Annotated in this window: 14 protein-coding genes; 10 read left to right on the top strand and 4 right to left on the bottom strand. The window is 70.4% G+C overall.

Annotated elements, in window-relative coordinates; all coding sequences use genetic code 11:
• Positions 1–83: 83 nt before the first annotated feature.
• From ABD817_RS16705 to egtD, 6 genes are all read left to right on the top strand, one after another.
• Positions 84–734 (top strand): RNA polymerase sigma factor, encoded by a 651-nt coding sequence (locus tag ABD817_RS16705; RefSeq protein WP_344918853.1) that lies wholly within the window; start codon positions 84–86, stop codon positions 732–734.
• A gap of 60 nt (positions 735–794) precedes the next feature.
• Positions 795–1,139 (top strand): zf-HC2 domain-containing protein, encoded by a 345-nt coding sequence (locus ABD817_RS16700; RefSeq protein WP_344918852.1) that lies wholly within the window; start codon positions 795–797, stop codon positions 1,137–1,139.
• A 298-nt stretch (positions 1,140–1,437) separates the two neighbouring features.
• Entirely contained in the window at positions 1,438–2,685 is a 1,248-nt protein-coding gene (locus ABD817_RS16695; RefSeq protein ID WP_344918851.1) for a glutamate-cysteine ligase family protein, read from the top strand.
• 106 nt (positions 2,686–2,791) lie between these two features.
• On the top strand, positions 2,792–4,177 hold the full coding sequence (egtB, locus tag ABD817_RS16690) for an ergothioneine biosynthesis protein EgtB (RefSeq protein WP_344918850.1): 1,386 nt from the start codon (positions 2,792–2,794) through the stop codon (positions 4,175–4,177).
• Positions 4,178–4,894 (top strand): ergothioneine biosynthesis protein EgtC, encoded by a 717-nt coding sequence (gene egtC, locus ABD817_RS16685; protein WP_344918849.1) that lies wholly within the window; start codon positions 4,178–4,180, stop codon positions 4,892–4,894.
• A gap of 86 nt (positions 4,895–4,980) precedes the next feature.
• Positions 4,981–5,961 (top strand): L-histidine N(alpha)-methyltransferase, encoded by a 981-nt coding sequence (egtD, locus tag ABD817_RS16680; protein ID WP_344918848.1) that lies wholly within the window; start codon positions 4,981–4,983, stop codon positions 5,959–5,961.
• 184 nt (positions 5,962–6,145) lie between these two features.
• Here egtD and ABD817_RS16675 read toward each other — a convergent pair whose 3' ends face one another.
• Both ABD817_RS16675 and ABD817_RS16670 read right to left on the bottom strand, forming a co-directional pair.
• Positions 6,146–6,877: an NIPSNAP family protein gene (locus ABD817_RS16675; RefSeq protein WP_344918847.1), complete on the bottom strand. Its 732-nt coding sequence runs from the start codon at positions 6,875–6,877 to the stop codon at positions 6,146–6,148.
• A 77-nt stretch (positions 6,878–6,954) separates the two neighbouring features.
• Positions 6,955–7,386 carry an Rrf2 family transcriptional regulator gene (locus tag ABD817_RS16670; protein WP_344918846.1) on the bottom strand — a complete coding sequence of 144 codons (432 nt, stop codon included), beginning with the start codon at positions 7,384–7,386 and terminating at the stop codon, positions 6,955–6,957.
• Between the two features lie 320 nt (positions 7,387–7,706).
• Here ABD817_RS16670 and ABD817_RS16665 point away from each other — a divergent pair, with 320 nt between their 5' ends.
• Together ABD817_RS16665 and ABD817_RS16660 are read left to right on the top strand one after the other, a co-directional pair.
• Complete coding sequence (locus tag ABD817_RS16665) at positions 7,707–9,038, top strand: glycosyltransferase family 4 protein (RefSeq protein ID WP_344918845.1); 1,332 nt, start codon at positions 7,707–7,709, stop codon at positions 9,036–9,038.
• A gap of 145 nt (positions 9,039–9,183) precedes the next feature.
• Positions 9,184–10,326, top strand: a complete 1,143-nt coding sequence (locus ABD817_RS16660; protein WP_344918844.1) for an AI-2E family transporter — start codon at positions 9,184–9,186, stop codon at positions 10,324–10,326.
• A gap of 59 nt (positions 10,327–10,385) precedes the next feature.
• On the opposite strand, the gene ABD817_RS16655 is transcribed toward ABD817_RS16660, so the two are convergent.
• Positions 10,386–11,897, bottom strand: coding sequence for a S1 family peptidase (locus ABD817_RS16655; protein ID WP_344918843.1), 1,512 nt, complete (start codon positions 11,895–11,897; stop codon positions 10,386–10,388).
• A gap of 430 nt (positions 11,898–12,327) precedes the next feature.
• Between ABD817_RS16655 and ABD817_RS16650 the strand changes: the two genes are divergently transcribed.
• Together ABD817_RS16650 and ABD817_RS16645 are read left to right on the top strand one after the other, a co-directional pair.
• Positions 12,328–13,953: an alpha-lytic protease prodomain-containing protein gene (locus ABD817_RS16650; protein ID WP_344918842.1), complete on the top strand. Its 1,626-nt coding sequence runs from the start codon at positions 12,328–12,330 to the stop codon at positions 13,951–13,953.
• Between the two features lie 110 nt (positions 13,954–14,063).
• Positions 14,064–15,569 (top strand): S1 family peptidase, encoded by a 1,506-nt coding sequence (locus tag ABD817_RS16645; RefSeq protein WP_344918841.1) that lies wholly within the window; start codon positions 14,064–14,066, stop codon positions 15,567–15,569.
• 137 nt (positions 15,570–15,706) lie between these two features.
• Here ABD817_RS16645 and ABD817_RS16640 read toward each other — a convergent pair whose 3' ends face one another.
• Positions 15,707–17,509, bottom strand: a complete 1,803-nt coding sequence (locus ABD817_RS16640; protein ID WP_344918840.1) for a glycoside hydrolase family 99 protein — start codon at positions 17,507–17,509, stop codon at positions 15,707–15,709.
• Positions 17,510–17,586 lie beyond the last annotated feature (77 nt).

Raw genomic sequence — 17,586 nt, 5'->3', positions numbered from 1 at the left:
CGACTCGCCACAACGACCCGCGAGCGCCGCGCGCCGACCGCGCGTCCCGGATCTTCCAGATGCCCCACCGGGAGGAGGCGAGCGTGGAGTCCTTCACAGACGGCACGTTGCCCTCGGACGATGTCGTCGTCGCGGCCCTGCGCGCCGGAGACGAGGCGATGTTCACGGCGCTGCTGGACACCTGGTCGCGGGGGATGCTGTGGCTGGCCCGCGCGCACGTGTCCACCAACGACTCGGCGGAGGAGGTCGTGCAGGACACCTGGCTGGCGGTGATCCGGGGCATCGAGGGCTTCGAGGGCCGCTCGTCGGTCAAGACCTGGGTCTACCGGATCCTGGTCAACACGGCCAGGAAACGAGGCGTGCGCGAGAACCGCACGGTGCCCTGGAGCAGCGCGTTCGAGCGGGAGAGGCAGACCGTCGACCGCTCGTGTTTCCAGGGGGCGGGCGACCTCTTTCCAGGACAATGGAAGGATTTTCCCGCCGCCTGGCCGACCCCGGAGGGCGAGGTGCTCGCCGCCGAGGTGCGCGGCCGGATCGCCGCCGCCCTGGCCGAACTGCCGATCAGGCAGCGCATCGTGATCACACTCCGCGACGTCGAGGGATGCACCTCCGAGGAGGTCTGCGAGATCCTGGAGATCTCCGCCGCCAACCAGCGCGTCCTGCTGCACCGCGCCCGCACCGCGGTGCGCGGGCGCCTGGAGGATTACTTCGAGACGGCGAGACGGCCCGCGTAGCGCGGGTGGCGCGGGTGGCGTGACAGGTACGGCTGTCGGGACGGTGAGGTGGTCAGGATTGTGAAGCGGTTCAGCTGCGAGGAGGCGGTGGAACTCGTCACCGCCTTCCTGGAGGGCGCGCTCGACGAGCCCACCCGGCACCGGTTCGAGGAGCACCTGGGCGGCTGCGAGGGCTGCGAACGCTATCTCGGCCAGTTCCGTGCCACCGTCGAGGCCCTCGGCCGTCTCCGGACCGCCGAGGCCGCCGAAACCGCCAAAGCCGCCGAGACCACCGAGACCACTGAAAGTGCCGAGGCCACCGGTGCCGCCTCCGGCCCGGCGCGGCCGAGAAGGCGGCCGGGAAGTCTGCCGGAGAGCACGCGCGCCCGGCTGCTGGCCGCCTTCCGCGCCCGGCGGCGCACCTGAGCCGCTAGAGACCCCACCACCCCCGCCGTCGCCTCCCGGCCCGCACCTCACCGCCCCGTCGCCGTCCCGGACGCCATCCCCCTCCCGGGACGCCGCCCCCGGCCCGCCGCGAGGACATCGCGCCGCCTTCCCGGACGTCACCCCGCCCCGTGCCTCACCACCCCGCCGCCTCCCCGGACGCCACCTCGGCCCGCCGTGGGGGACATCCCGTCGTCTCCGTGCCCTCTGTAACGCCTGAGCGCCTCCCGGCTCTATAAATCCGTACACATCTCGAAATATCAGGCGAAAGGGGACGGGGATGACCGGTCTGGCGACCGAGGACATGCTGATCCGGAACGCCTCGGATGTGGAGACCTTCGCGCGACGTTGCTTCCTCGGCTCCCCCGGGGACCGGGTGGGAATCGAACTGGAGTTCCTGGTCTTCGACCGCGTGGATCCCGCCCGCCAGGTCCCGCTGGCCAGGATCTCCGACGCCCTGCCTCCACTGTCCGGCGGGAGCCTGGTGACCTTCGAACCGGGGGGCCAGCTGGAACTCTCGGGGCCGCCCGGCTCGCTGCCGGGCGCGATCGCCCTTCTCTCCGCCGACGTGACCGCGGTGCGCCTGGCGTTGCGGGACGCCGGTCTGGCGCTGGGCGGGGTGGGCCTCGACCCGCTGCGGCCGGCCAGGCGACAGCTGCGCCTGCCCAGGTACGAGATGATGGCCCGGTTCCTCGGCACGCCGTACGGGGCGCTGATGATGTGCTCGACGGCGTCGATCCAGGTCAACCTGGACCTGGGCGACCGGCCCGAGGTGCGATGGGAACGCGCCCACCTGCTGGGGCCCGTCCTCGTGGCCGCCTTCGCGAACTCGCCGCTCAGCGAGGGCCGGCCGTGCGGGTGGATGTCGGGGCGCCAGGCGGTGTGGGAGCGGCTGGACCGCACGCGGACGGCCGCCGTCCCGGCGGGCGGCGACCCCGGGGCCGCGTGGGCGGACTACCTGCTCGACGCCCGTCTCATGGCCACCCGCGACACCACCGGAAACGGGAACGGGGACGGCGCGGAGTCCTACCGCCCGGTCCTCGACGGCTCGACCTTCCGCGACCGGCTGGCCCGGCCGGAGCCGCCGACCCTGGCGGACCTGAGCTACCACGCCACGACGCTCTTCCCTCCCGTACGGCCGCGCGGCTGGCTGGAGATCCGCTATCTCGACGCCCAGCACCCGGCGCGCTGGCCGGTGTGCGCGGCGGTGACCCACGCCCTGGTGACGGACGACCGCGCGGCCGACGCGGCGCTGGCCGCGGCCGGACCGTGCGCGGGGATGTGGTCGCGGGCGGCGCGCCACGGCCTGGCGGATCCCCGGCTGCGGAAGGCCGCCGAAGCCTGTTTCCGTGCGGCCCTCGCGGCGCTGCCCCGGCTGGGGGCGACTTCGGCCCTGGTCTGCGAGGTGGCCGCGTTCGCCGACCGCCACGTGACACGCGGCCGGACCCCGGCCGCCGATCTGCTGGATCTGGTGAGAGGACCCGGAGGGCGCCTGCCGGACTGGCTGGCCGAGGAAGGACGGATCTGAGCTCTTCCCGGAACCGGGCCGGGAGCGATCCGGCCCGGGACTCGTCCGAGACCGGATCGGGAGCCCGAGCCGGAAGAGCCCGGGGTCTCCACGCTGGAGGTATCTGATGAGCGACTTCAAGGAACGGATCGCCGCCGAGCTGACCGCCGCGCGGAACCGCTCCATGGCCTACACCGACGCCGAGGACGACCTGCTGGTCAGGCAGCACTCGCCGCTGATGTCACCGCTGGTGTGGGATCTGGCCCACGTGGGCAACTACGAGGAGCTGTGGGTGCTGCGGCAGGTCGGCGGGATCACTCCGCTCCGCCCGGAGATCGACGACCTGTACGACGCGTTCAAGCATCCCCGCGCGGACCGCCCGTCCCTGCCCATCCTGGAGCCGGTGGAGGCGCGCCGCTACATCGAGGGCGTACGCGGCCGGGTGCTGGACGTCCTGGACACGGTCGACCCGCACGACCCCGACCCCCTGCGGCGGTACGGCTTCGTCTTCGGCCTGGTGATCCAGCACGAGCACCAGCACGACGAGACGATGCTCGCCACCCTGCAGCTGTCGGGGCGGCCGGACCTGGTCCGCGACGGCGACCTGCCGCCCGGCGGCCCGCCGGGCTCCGGCGAGGTGTTCGTCCCCGCGGGCCCCTTCATGATGGGCACCGACACCCAGCCGTGGGCCTACGACAACGAACGCCCCGCCCACCGGCTCGACCTGCCCGGCTACTGGATCGACAGGCTGCCCGTCGGCAACCGCGCCTACGCGGACTTCATCGAGGACGGCGGCTACGACGACCCCCGCTGGTGGGCCCCGGACGGCCTGCGCTGGCTGCAGCGCAGCCGCGCCTTCGCCCCGCTGTTCTGGACCAGGGACGGCGACACGTGGTGGCGTACCCGTTTCGGCAGGACCGAGCCCGTGCCCATGGACGAGCCCGTGCAACACGTGTGCTGGTACGAGGCCGACGCCTACGCCCGGTGGGCGGGGAGGCGGCTGCCCACCGAGGCCGAGTGGGAGAAGGCCTGTGGCTGGGACGCCGAGGCCGGGCGGGCGCGCACGTACCCCTGGGGCGAGGACACCCCGGGGCCCGGCACGGCGAACCTCGGGCACCGGGCGGCACGGCCCGCGCCGCTCGGCGCCTTCCCCTCGGGAGCGAGTCCCTGCGGCGCCGAACAGATGATCGGGGACGTGTGGGAGTGGACCGGTTCGTGGTTCCTGCCCCACCCCGGCTTCCGCAGCTTCCCCTACCGCGAGTACAGCGAGGTGTTCTTCGGCTCCCGCTACCGGGTACTGCGCGGCGGATCCTGGGCGTCCGACCCCTCCGTGGTCCGCACCACGTTCAGGAACTGGGACCGCCCGGAGCGCAGGCAGATCTTCTCCGGCTTCCGGTGCGCCCGCTCGGCGTCCCCCGAGCACTCTTCCGAGCACTCCCCCCGGCGCTCCCCCGGGCGCTCCGCGCGGCGCTCCCCGGAACGCCCGGCGGAACACCCCCCGGAGCGCGGGTAGATGTGCCGCCACGCGTCCTGGCTGGGCGCTCCCCGCACCCTCGCCTCGCTGATCCACGAGCCGATCCACGGCCTGCTCCGGCAGTCCCACTCCCCGCGCCTGCAGCGCCACGGCACGATCAACGCCGACGGCTTCGGCATGGGCTGGTACGACGCCGCCCACGCGGAACCGGTCCGCTACCGCCGGACGATTCCCGCCTGGACGGACGCCAACCTGGCGGGCCTCGCGCGGACGGCTCGCTCCGGCTGCCTGCTGGCCGCCGTACGGTCGGCCAGTGCCGGGATGCCGATCGAGGAGACCGCGACCGCGCCCTTCACCGACGGGACGTGGCTGCTCAGCCACAACGGCCGCGTCGCGCGGGAGGCGGTCAGGGAGCTCGCCGACGACGCGGAGAGCTCCTGCGACTCCGCGTGGCTCGCCGCCGCGGTGTTCGCCCGGCGGCGGGCGGGTGATCCGCTCGGCGAGGCCCTGGCGGAGGTCGTCACCCGCGCCGGGCTGAAGGATCCCCGCGCCCGCCTGAACCTGCTCGCCTGCGACGGGATGTCGATCGCCGCGACCGCCTGGGGCGACACGCTCTTCCTCCGCCTCGACGGCCACCCGCGCGACGGCGTGCTCGTGGCGAGCGAGCCGCTGGACGACCGGCCCGGCTGGCTCGCCGTGCCGGACCACACCCTGGTCCTCGCCTCACCCGACGGGGTGCGCGTCCAGCCCCTGTGACCGGGCGTGGGCGAGACCACGGGAAAGCACAGCACCCGGCCACGGACCGGCGAGCGGGATCGTGGCCCACACACCCAGGAGGCCCCGTGTCCGTCAGCCAGACAGCCATCAGCCTGGTCAACCACCTCGGCCGCGACCATCTTCGCCAGGCACTCGAACACGACGTCCGCGCCGGGCTGGCGTCGACGCCGAAGTGGCTACCGCCCAAGTGGTTCTACGACGAGGCGGGCAGCGAGCTGTTCTCCCGCATCACCCGGCTGCCCGAGTACTATCCCACCCGCCGCGAACTGGCCATCCTGCGCAGGGAGGCCCTGGACATCGCCGTACGCGGTGGCGCGGACACCCTGGTCGAGCTCGGTTCCGGGAGCAGCGAGAAGACCGTCCTGCTGCTGGACGCCCTCGCCGCGAGGGGGACGCTGCGCGCCTACACGCCGGTGGACGTCGACGCGGCCACCCTGGGCGAGGCCGCGCATCGGCTCGCCTCCCGCTACCGGGGCCTGACCGTCCGCGCGATCTGCGCCGACTTCGAGGCGCACCTGGCCCTGCTGCCCCGTACGGGACGGCGGATGGTGGCCTTCCTCGGCGGGACCGTCGGCAACCTGACCCCGGCGGCGCGCGAGGTGTTCCTGAAGGAACTACGCGCCACGCTCCGCCCCGGCGACACCTTCCTGCTCGGCGCGGACCTGATCAAGGACACCGGCCGGATGGTCGCGGCGTACGACGACGTGAGCGGGGTGACCGCCGCCTTCAACCGGAACGTCCTGCACGTGATCAACAGGGAGCTGGACGCCGACTTCGAGCCGGACGCCTTCGAGCACGTCGCGCTGTACGACGAGCGGCACGAGTGGATCGAGATGCGGCTGCGCGCGAGCCGCGCCATGCGCGTGCGGATCGGCGACCTCGGCCTGCGGGTCTCCTACGCGGCCGGGGAGGAGATGCGGACCGAGATCAGCGCCAAGTTCCGCCCCGAAGGACTGCGGCGGGAGCTCCTCGCGGCCGGTTTCGGGATGATCCGCCAGTACACCGACCCGACCGGCGACTTCACCCTCGTCCTGGCCCACCCGTGATCGCCGCGACGCGTCCGCGACGTTCAACGGTGACGCCGGGCGGCGGCCCGGCGGGCATCACGGTGATCCGCGCCGGCGAGCCGGGGCCGGTGACCCCGCGTACCTTCCCCGCCCGCCCCGGGCCGGTCACCCGACGGACACCGGATCAAAGCACCCTTGGAGTGCTCTCACGGCCTGGATGAGATCACAGCAGGGATCTCGCGGTGGGAGCCAGCCGCAACCGCTGCGGGGCTCTGGCCAGCATCGCCGACAAGGTGGGCAGCACCTTGTCGCGCCACCGATCCGAGTGCTCCAGACGGTCCAGGTGCTCGATGAGGTGCCGCTCGTCAGCGAATCGGGCGAACCACACGAAGACGTTCTCGCCGGTCCGCACCGGCAGCGCCGGGAAGGTGTTCACCGCGTGTTCGGACCGCAGGCAGGCCAGCGGCGTGGCGCCCGCCTCCGTCAAAGCGGGGCATATCTGCCGGTCGAAGAACTCCACGAACGTCTTGTCGAACGGGCCGTCGCCGTAGTAGATCGTCACGAGCACGACCGACGGAGGTGGGGTCGTCTCGCCGATCGGCGGCCGGGCGGCGGCGGGGGCCGGGAAGCCGGTCCGCGCCGTAACGGGCCTCAGCAGTAGTACGTCGTCCGAGTCGATCATCGTGGCGTTGGCCTGCTCGCGGTGCGCCTTCCAGACCGGCCCGCCGTAGAAGCTGCCGAGCGCCTCGGCGCGATGCCGCATGTCGTCGAATCCCCGCAGCCAGACAAACCGGTCCGGGTCGTCCAGGTCGCGGAACTGTCCCAGGACCGTCATGCCGACCGCCTCCTGTGACTCGACGAACTCCCGATCGAAAAGGCTGATCAGCGCGTCGCGTTGACCAGGGTGCAGCGTGTACTGCCTCAGCTCGACGACCGGGCATCGTGCGCCGTCCACGAGGATCTCCTTCTGTTCACTGGAACAAATTTTGTTACAACAAAGGGCGCGCCGAAGGCCGCCGGGCCCAGGGGCCGCTAGCTCACCAGCAAGGTCTCGCGCAGCACGTCGGCTATCGACGTGCGCCCCAACTCCGCGCGCAGGGCCAGCTCGGCCCTGCCGTACACATCACCCAGCGCGGGCCGGATCCCCTTGCCGACCGGGCATTCGAGGTTGGGCTCGGTGTGGTGCATGCCGAACAACGGCTCCCGCTCGACGGCGTCGTACACGTCGAGCAGCATGATCTCCTCCGGCGCGCGGGCCAGGCACCACCCCGCCCCCGCGCCGTGACGCACGGCCACCAGGCCCGCCCGCCGCAGGTCACCGAGACTGCGCCGGATTATCACCGGATTCGTGTTGACGCTGGCGGCGACCTGGTCGGAGGTGAGCACCTCCGCTCCGCGCCGATGCGCGAGGGACAACCACGTCAGAATGTGCACGGCGATCGTGAGCCGGCTGTTCGCTGCCATCGTCCCTCCTGCTGTAACAGCCTCTATTACAGCCGGAGGGAATGTCAACCGGGCGCCCATTCCGGAGCGTCTCTCCCGCCCGCTCGCCGACTCCTCTCAGGCCACGGGAACGGGGTGTCTCCCAGCGCTGGACGCGGCCGACGCCGGAGCCGTCGCCAGGTTGTGGTGGGCGCGCGCGCAATCCGGGACCCGCCCGCGCTCAAGTATTTTTTGCAACGTTTCACCCCCTCGAAGCGTCTAGCAGATGAAAGCGGAGGAATGCGCCACGGGGACTGACAGGCGCGTGAGTCCGGAAACAAGCGAGAAGGGGACCCCTACGGGTGCGTGCACTGGCAGGCAAGGGCAAGGCGGTCGTTTACCAGCTTTTCAAAGCCCACGACCGAAGGCGCGAACGGGCCGCGCCACCCCCGTCCACACACCAGATCAAAATCCTGCTCCTGCACGCGTACGGTATGGGCGGCACCATTAGAACGGTCTTCAACCTGGCCGGCTACCTGGCCTCGACCGGGCACGACGTGGAGATCGTCTCCATTCTCAAGGAGGCGGAGGAGCCGTTCTTCCCCGTCGACCCGAGAGTGAGGTTCCGCTTCCTCGACGACAGGCTGGTCCCGCGGACCGGTCTGCGCGGCCGGCTGTCGAAGATGCCGAGCAAGCTCATCCCGCCGCAGGAGGCCGCCTACCACCGTTTCAACGTGTGGACCGACCTGCGACTGGCCCGATGGATCCGCTCGGTCGACACCGGCGTCATCATGGCCACCAGGCCCGGCCTCAACCTGGTGCTGGCTCAGCTGGCCCCGCCGGGTGTCATCACCATCGGCCAGGAGCATGTGGCCCTGCGGGGACAGCCGCAGGAGATGCAGGAGCTCGTCAAGCGTCGCTACCGCAACTTCGACGCGCTGGTCACCCTCACCAGGGCCGACATGCGCGACTACCGCGAGACGCTGCGGCGCAAACCCGGGAAGCTGGCCAGGATCCCCAACGCCGTACCGCCCATGACCGGCGGGATCTCCAGGCTGGAGCACAAGGTCGTGGTCGCCGTCGGCCGCATGACCAGGCTCAAGGGCTTCCACCGCCTGATCACCGCGTGGGAGAGCGTGGCCGCCGCCCACCCCGACTGGACCCTGCGCATCTTCGGCGCGGGCCCGCAGGAGGACAACCTGCGCGCCCAGATCGCCGAGGCGGGGCTGGAGGGCAGGGTCGAGCTGCCGGGCCCCACCGCCGACGTCGGCGCCGAGCTGGAGAGAGCCTCGATCTTCGCGCTCAGCTCCCGCCACGAGGGCTTCCCCATGACGATCCTGGAGGCGATGGCCAAGGGGCTGGCGATCGTCAGCTTCAACAGCCCGCACGGCCCCAAGGAGATGATCACCGACGAGGTCGACGGGCTGCTGGTCAAGCCGCGCACCAACGCCAACCTCGCCGCCGCCCTCATCCGCGTCATCGAGGACGAGGAGCTGCGTCACCGGCTGGCCGAGGGTGCTCTGGCGACCGCCGTCACCTACGACGTGAAGTCCGTCGGCGCCAGGTGGGACGCCCTTCTGGAGGAGCTGCTGGCCCGCCGCAACGGTACCTACGTCAAACCGGTGCCCGCCGTACCGCCCCCTGGCGGGGAGCCGGTGCCCGAGGCGGTCTCCCCAGAGCTTCTTCGCGAGTGACCGCCTTATCGGAGGGGATCACCGGACCGGTGCGCCGGTAGACGCGGCCGGACGTCCGGCCAGAGGTCCATGACGGTGTACGGGCGCCATGCCCCCACAGGGGTGAGGGATTCTCGCAGGGCACCCATCTGTCTAGGGTGTTCTCGTGCCTGCCACCCTGAATGCCAAGAAAACCCGCACCGCGCTGCGCACCGCGGCCCGCATCTCCCTGGAGATGCTGCTCGTCGTGCTGATGACCGCGGTGGGTTTGTGGATCCTGGGCCGGATGTGGTCTGTCATCTGGCCGCTCGTGATCGCCCTGCTCCTCACCACACTGACCTGGCCCGTGACCCGCTTCCTGCGCCGGCACGGCTGGCATCCCACCCTGGCCGCCTCGGCCGTGACCGTGCTCTTCCTCCTGGTAGCCGCCGGCACCATGGTGCTGATCGCCGTCCCGGTGGCGTCCCAGGCCGGCGAACTGGCCACCGGCGTGGGCACCGGCATCCAGCACCTGCGCGACTGGGCGGCCGGGCCGCCGCTGAACATCGGCGACGACCAGGTCAGCACCGCGTTCGACACCGCGGCCACCCGCATCCGGGACAGCGTCGGCAGCATCGTCACCGCCGCCGTCACCGGGGTGGGCACCGTGGTCAACGGCCTGGTCACCACCGTCCTGGCGCTCTTCCTCATGTTCTTCTTCCTCAAGGACGGCCCGCGCTTCCTGCCCTGGCTGACCCGCCAGCTCCCCGGCCGCCTCGCCACGGACGTGCCGGTCGTGGCCAGACGCGGCTGGGACACCCTCGGCTCGTTCGTACGCTCCCAGGCCTTCGTGGGCCTGCTCGACGCCGTCTTCATCGGCCTCGGCCTGTGGATCGTGGGCGTGCCGCTGGTTCTCCCCCTGGCCGTCCTGACCTTCGTCTCGGCGTTCATCCCCATCATCGGCGCCCTGTTCGCGGGCTTCGTCGCGGTCCTCATCGCGCTGGTGTCCAACGGCCCGACGGACGCGCTGATCGTGCTCGCCATCATCGTCGCCGTGCAGCAGCTCGAGGGGAACGTGTTCCAGCCCATGGTGCAGAGCCGCGGCCTCGGCCTGCACGCGGCGGTGATCCTGCTGGCGGTGACGCTGGGCGGCAGCCTGGCGGGCATCGTGGGCAGCCTGCTCGCCGTACCGGTCGCCGCCCTGATCGCCGTACTGTGGAACTACCTCCGCGAACAGCTCGGCGACCCGCCCCGGGAGCCGGAGACCAAAAAGCCGGAGAACGACAAGCCGGAGAACGTCGCGACCGTCCCCGCGCCGAAGCCCACCTGACGTACGGGCCGCCCGGCCTGGCCCCGGCGCCCACCTCGTTCTCTCGTACGGTCCGACCGTCACGGTTCCTCGTGCCCGAGGATGTACGGGCCCGAGCCCGCGCTGGCGAACACCCGATAGCGGTATCGTCCCGGCGGGCCGAAGTAGGTGATCTCCTCGTAGGAGCCCGGACGTTCGGAGGCGGCGACGGCGACCCAGGCCCCGCCGTCCCACTTCTCCAGGTAGAGGTCGTGGTCGCGGCTCGGTTCGTCGGACAGGCAGGCGGAGTAGGTGCCGGTGACGGTCGTCACGAAGCCGCGTTCCTGTGGCCAGTAGGCGGACCTCCGGCTCTCCAGCGTGCCGGTGAAGACGCGCGGATAGCTGGTACACGTGCCCGGACCCGGCAGGGAGGTCTCTCCGACGGAGAAGGCCAGGCCGTAGGCCGTGAGAATTTCGAGGATCGGCTGGAAGTAGGTGACCCCGCCCGAGGCGCAGTCGCCGGAGCCACCGGAGGTGATCCCCTGGGCCTGCTCGACGGAGATGAAGGATCCGCCCGAATCTCCGGGTTCGGCGCAGACGGTGGTGCGGGTCAGCCCGTAGACGGTGCCCTGGGGATAGGTGACGCTGGCGTCGTGCTGTGCGATGGTGCCGCAGTGCCAGCCGGAGGCGGACCCGGAGTGACAGACCGAGGACCCCTCGACGGCGATCCTGAAGCCGCTGACCTGTACGGTGCCACCGCTGCCGTTGCTCACCAGTGGCCGGGGTTTCCAGTCGTCGTTGACTTCGACCCAGGAGAAGTCCTGGCCGGGGAAGGTGGCGGCTTGGACGGTGCCTTGGGGGCGTCGGTCGTAGCCGGTGGTGGTGCTGCCGGGTGTGCCGCAGTGTCCGGCGCTGATGAATCCTTTTCGGGTGTCCTTGGTCACCGAGAATCCGACCGAGCAGCGGGTGGTGGTGCCGATGTAGTAGGCCTGGCCGCCGACCAGGTCGGTTTCCGCAGGGGTTTTCCGGTGGGCGCGCAGTAGCCGGGGGTGTTCGGTCGAGGCGGTCACCTGTACCGCGTCCGGTTCGACCTCGGCGGTCCTGACGGCCTCCAGAGCCGCCTTGGGATTGTCCGTCAGGACGACGACCCTGTTGGTGCGTACGTCGACGTAACGCACGCTCGCGGCGGCGCCGCGGCCTCCGGCCAGGGCCGCGTCCACCGCCGCCCTGACCGCTCTGAGCTCGCTCAGCGACCGGTCGACCAGCAGTGGCCGGGCACCCAGCGCGGCGATCACGGGGACTTCGGTGGAATCGACGGTCGCCACGACCAGGGTCTGCGCGACGTCTCCGGCGAACCAGGAGCCGCCGAAGTGGTCACCGATCTCTCCGCGCAGGCTCGCCTCGATCGGGGTCAGGCGGGCCTCGTTGAGCAGGCGCGTCTCGGCCTCCTCCTCGGTGAGACCGACATCGCGTGCGATCGCCTCCAGCATGCCCGGCGGGGGTTTCCCGAGGGTTCGTGCTGCCGGGTGGGTGGCGACCGCCGGGGTGGCCGTCAGGGCGAGAGCGGTGATCGCCAGGACACATCCCGGGACGACGACATGTCTACGGGCCATGACTCTCCTTGACCTCGGCCTTCCAGGCATGAGGGGAGAGCACTCCGCGTTACCGCCGGACATGTGATGCCGGGCATCGCCACCCTAGTTCAGCCGTCACCGTCAAGGCCGTCAACACGCCTGCCAGGGTGCGCGACCGGGTTCCCCGGCACGAGCGCACGAGCGCACGACCGCCCGACACGTGACGCCGGGGCCGTCACCGTCAAAGCCGTCAACACGCCTGCCAGGATGCGCGCCTTGTCCCGCGAGGGCCCGTCGACGGGGACGAGCCGCCCGATGCCGCCCGACTGGGAACGATCTCTGCGTGGCGTAGGGCTTCAGAGATGGTGACCGATAACAGGTGCGTTAAAGTGACGGTGCTCGTATCCCGTGCCCGACGATGCGACACGATCTCCCCCTCACGCCTGAAAGGCCGAGGTCAAGGAGAGTCATGGCCCGTAGACATGTCGTCGTCCCGGGATGTGTCCTGGCGATCACCGCTCTCGCCCTGACGGCCACCCCGGCGGTCGCCACCCGCCCGACGGCACGAACCCTCAGCGCTCTCACCCCGACGGCACGGACCCCCAGCGCTCTCGCCGGGAAACCCCCGCCGGGCATGCTGGAGGCGATCGCACGCGATGTCGGTCTCACCGAGGAGGAGGCCGAGACGCGCCTGCTCAACGAGGCCCGCCTGACCCCGATCGAGGCGAGCCTGCGCAGACGGATCGGCGACCACTTCGGCGGCTCCTGGCTCCTGCCGCCTCGCGCGCAGACCCTGGTCGTGGCCACCACCGATTCCGCCGACCTCTCCCAGATCTCCGCGCTGGGCGCCCAGCCCCTGCTGGTCAGCCGGTCGCTGGCCGATCTCAAGGAGGTGAAGGAGAAACTCAGCCAGACCCTGCCCGCCTTGGCGAAGCTGAGCAGCGTGCGCTACGTCGGCGTGCGGGTCAACAAGGTCGTGATTCTGACGGACAATCCCAAGGCGGCTCTGGAGGCCGTCAGGACCGCCGAGGTCGAACCGGACGCGGTACAGGTGACCGCCTCGACCGAACACCCCCGGCTACTGCGCGCCCACCGGAAAACCCCTGCGGAAACCGACCTGGTCGGCGGCCAGGCCTACTACATCGGCACCACCACCCGCTGCTCGGTCGGATTCTCGGTGACCAAGGACACCCGAAAAGGATTCATCAGCGCCGGACACTGCGGCACACCCGGCAGCACCACCACCGGCTACGACCGACGCCCCCAAGGCACCGTCCAAGCCTCCACCTTCCCCGGCCAGGACTTCTCCTGGGTCGAAGTCAACGACGACTGGAAACCCCGGCCACTGGTGGGTAACAACACCGGCAGCACCGTGCACGTCTACGGAGCCAAAAAGGCCATCCTGGGCGCTTCGGCCTGCCTGTCCGGGTCCGGCGCCGTCATCAACTGGCACTGCGGCACCATCCAGCAGCACGACGCCGACATCACCTACCCCCAGGGCGTCGTCAAGCATCTGACCCGTACCACCGCCTGTGGCATCCCCGGCAACTCCGGCGGCTCCCTCATCTCCATCAACCAGGCCCAGGGAGTCATCTCCGGAGGTTCCGGTGACTGCGATCTGGCCGGATTCACCTACGTCCAGCCGATCCACGAGATCCTGTCGGCCTACGACCTGACCCTGATGGTCAACGACGTGGAACCCATCGCGACGGCGGGCACCTGCCAGGCTTACCGCACCATCATCAACGGCACGCTGAAAAGCCCCCGGTTCGTCTACCAGCCCCACAGCAGGTACTACCACACGGCCGTCGACGCCGACCACTACGGCTGCCTGGAGAGCACCCCCGGCAGTGACTTCGACCTCTACCTGCAAAAACAGAGCGGTTCCGACTGGGTCACCGTCGCCTCCGCCGACAGTTCCAATCCCTTCGAAGAGCTCAGGTACAAGGGCGCACCCGGTGACTACCGTTACCTGGTGCTCGCCTTCAGCGGGGCCGGCCCCTACACCCTGGGGTACACGGAGGTGAAGCAGTCCGGGTCCGATGGATCCGGCTCGGAATCCCTACCGCGCGGCGTACGGTCTTCGCGGCCTTGAACGGCGACCGCTGAATTAGGGTGGTGGCGTCACCCACATCGCATGACCAACCTGTGATGCGTGGCGTCCTCCCCTCACGCCCGGGAAGCCGAGGTCGAGGAGAAAGATCCATGTCCTGCAGACGTGCCGTTACCACGGGGTGCATCCTGGCGGTCACCGCCATCACCCTGACGGCCACCACGGTCGCCGCCAAGCCGCAGACGCAGACGCCGAGCCCCCCGGCCGCTCCACCCGGCTGGAAACCGCCGCCCGACATGCTCTCCGCACTCCAGCGCGACCTCAAACTCACCAGCGAGCAAGCCCAGATCCGCCTGCTCAACGAGGCCCGCCTGGCACCGATCGAGGCGAGGCTCCGCAGCCAGATCGGCGCGCACTTCGGCGGCTCCTGGTTCACCGGAACCGTCGCGCAGACCCTGGTGGTGGCCACCACCGATTCCTCCGACATCCCTCAGATCATCGCCGCGGGCGCCCAGGGCGAGCTCGTCAAGCGGTCGTTCTCGGAGCTCGACAAGATCATGAACCGTACCGACCTCACGCTGCCCAACCATGTGCACGGGGGGAACGTGCGCTTCATCGACGTGCGGAACAACAGGGTCGTCGTCCTCACGCCCGTCCCCCTGCAGACCGAGGATCTCATCCAGGCGTCGGATTTAGACACCAGCGTCGTGCGCGCGGTGGAGTCCGCCGAGCGCCCCCGGCCCCTCGGTGACATACGAGGTGGTGACGCCTACTACGTCGGTCCCACGAGTCGTTGTTCGGTCGGTTTCTCGGTGACCAGCGGGACTCAGCGGGGTTTTGTCAGTGCCGGTCACTGCGGAAAGACCGGTGATGCCACGACCGGCGCCAACCGGGCCGCCCAGGGCATCTTCCAGGCGGCGAGCTTTCCGCTCAACGACTACTCCTGGGTCGCGGTGAACGCGGACTGGACACTCAGGCCGGTGGTGAACAACGCCAGTGGCGGAACCGTGAGTGTCGCGGGCTCCAGGGAGGCCATCGAGGGGGCCTCGGTCTGCCGGTCCGGCTCCACCACCGACTGGCACTGCGGCATCATCCGGCAGCGCAACGCGAGCGTCACCTATGCCCGGGGCACGGTCTTCGAACTGACGCGTACCAGCGTCTGCGCCGAACCCGGCGACTCGGGCGGCTCCTTCATCGCCGTGGACCAGGCGCAAGGAGTCACCTCCGGCGGTTCGGGCGACTGCGACACCGGCGGCGTCACCTACTTCCAGCCGATCGGCGAGATCCTCACCACCTATGGTCTGACCCTGCTGACCGACAGCGGCGCCATCTCACCGGAGCCCGGCATCTGCGCCGCCCAGCCGAAGCAGGTCGTCGGCACCCTCACCGAGGGTCAGAGCGCCTACCAGCCGAACGGCCGCTACTACCAGACGACCGTCGCCGGCTCTCACCTCGGCTGTCTGGACGCCAACGACGGCGTCGACTTCGACCTCCGCCTCCAACGGTGGGAGAACCGAGTCTGGACCACCGTCATGACCTCCGACACCCCGAATCCGGACGAGCAGATCAACTACACCGGCCCGGCCGGTTTCTACCGCTACCAGGTGGTCTCCTCCAACGGCTACGGCACCTACAAGATGGGATACAGGACGCCGTAATCCGGCCTCACTCCGTCCACTCGCCACCGCGCCGAGCCCGGCGACCCCGTCCGCGTTCCAGCAGGCCGGCGCACGTGACATGGCCCGGCCGGGGTACGGCGCCGCGGCGGGCACCGTACCCCGGCCGGGGTCGGGGGTCAGGAGTTGGTGATGGTGAGGTCGTCGATGTAGGCGGTGAAGGCGCCGGCCGTGCCGCTGCGGTCGTAGCCGACGAGGATCTTGTCGATGGTCTTGCCGTTCAGCGCGGAACCGAAGTCGCTCTGGATCCGCGTCCACGAGCCGACCGTGCCCTTGGCCGTACCCGGGTGCATGTCGGCACCGGTGGTCGTGACGGCGGCGCTGTCGCGGAGCGTGGTGCCGTCCGTCATCACGAAGTCCACCGAGACGTTACGGCCGCCCGCGTCCTTCGGCAGGAAGGAGTACTGCAGCTTGGTCGGGGCGGTCACCGGGATGTTCACGTCGAACACCTGGAAGTAGGCGTGCGAGGCGGCGGCGGAGGAGGCGGTGCCCCGGATGCGCAGGGCGGACGAGCCGATCTGGTTGTCCTCGTTGGTCGCGACCGCGAGCGACTGGCCGGTGACGTTGGTGGTGCCGCCGCCGCCCGGCGTGTTCGTCCACGTCGGCTGGGCGTCGGTCCCCTGCTCCACGCTGGTGCGGAAGAAGACCGGACCGGCGCTGAGCGGGATGGGCACCGTGGTCACCAGCGGGTCGAGACCGGTGATCATGCGGGTGGCCCTGCCCGCCAGGCGCAGGTAGAAGTCCGACGACACGTACTTGCCGTCGGCGCTGGTGGTCAGGAAGTACTGGTTGGTCGGCACCTGCGAGGAGTCCTCGGCGCCCGGCGCGAGGGCCGTGCCCTCGTCGTACTCGTCGAACATCGCGATGAACGCCTGCGGCACCCCCGCCCGGCGCACGCTGGTGGCCTGCTCCCACATGAAGTCGCCGGACCGGCGCGGGATCATGTTGCGCGCGCCGCCGTTCCAGTTGGACCAGGCGAAGCCCGGGTAGATGACCGGCTGGTACGCCTGGCCGGTCGCGTTCAGCGCGTCACGGTCGCCCGTGAGCAGGCCGTTCGTGTCGCCGACGTATCCCACCATCCACGGCGAGATCATGTCGAACGCCCGGTACACCGGAGCGAAGCCGGGCTTGCTGCCCCCGCCCGTGCGCCACTCGCGCGGCACGCCGCCGATGACGTACAGGCCGCGGTCCTTGAACCAGCGCACGATGCGCTCGGCCTGGGCGGCCGTGCCGGGCCGGTCGGGGAAGCCGAAGCCCCAGATCTCGACCACGGGCTTGCCGTTCTCCCTGGCGTACGCCGGGGAGTCGGTGAGGTGGAGCTGGCCTGTGACCACGTCGGTCCAGTCCCGGGTGAGGACCTGCTCCACGTTGGCGTCGGTCAGGCCGCTGACGTCGTACTCGACGTAGAACCCTCGGCCGTACTTCTCGGCGGCGTCCCTGGCCCTGGAGGTGATCGTGTTGCGGACCTGGGCGTTGGCCGAGCCGGGGGTGGAGACGTCGCTGCCGAAGCGCTGGATCGCGGCGCCGTCGATGCCGTGCTGGCTCATCCACTGGAAGTGCTGGTCGACCACGGCCGTCGGGTAGGAGGAGAAGAGCGTCGCGGGCTGGCCGTTGCCGAGCGCCGCGTACCCGGTCTGGTACCTGGCCGAGGCGGGGTACTTGCTCATGTCCGGGTAGAGCTCGAAGGTCTGGTTGCCCGGTGACGGCTGTGTCCCTCGGGACCAGTGCCGCCAGTTGTTGAGCGGCGAGCCGTCGCCCGCGGCGTTGAACCAGCCCTGGTAGCCCGCGTAGACCTTGTTCTTCACGGTGGGCGGGGCGGCCTGGGCGCCGAGGGCCGGGGTGGTGGCCGACCAGCCCAGGGCGGTCGCGAGGAGGGAGACGGCGAGCGCCGCCCTCAGTAGGGGTTTGTGACGGTTGTTCACAAATTCGCCTTTGATGGGGGGTGAGGAAGGTTACGGATATGTAAATCCATTGGATTGACTATGTCAATCCATGGCGA

The organism is Streptosporangium oxazolinicum (assembly GCF_039537505.1).
Classification (GTDB): domain Bacteria; phylum Actinomycetota; class Actinomycetes; order Streptosporangiales; family Streptosporangiaceae; genus Streptosporangium; species Streptosporangium oxazolinicum.
The sequence above is the reverse complement of the archived record's forward strand: the minus strand, read 5'-3'. Positions and strand labels throughout refer to the sequence as shown.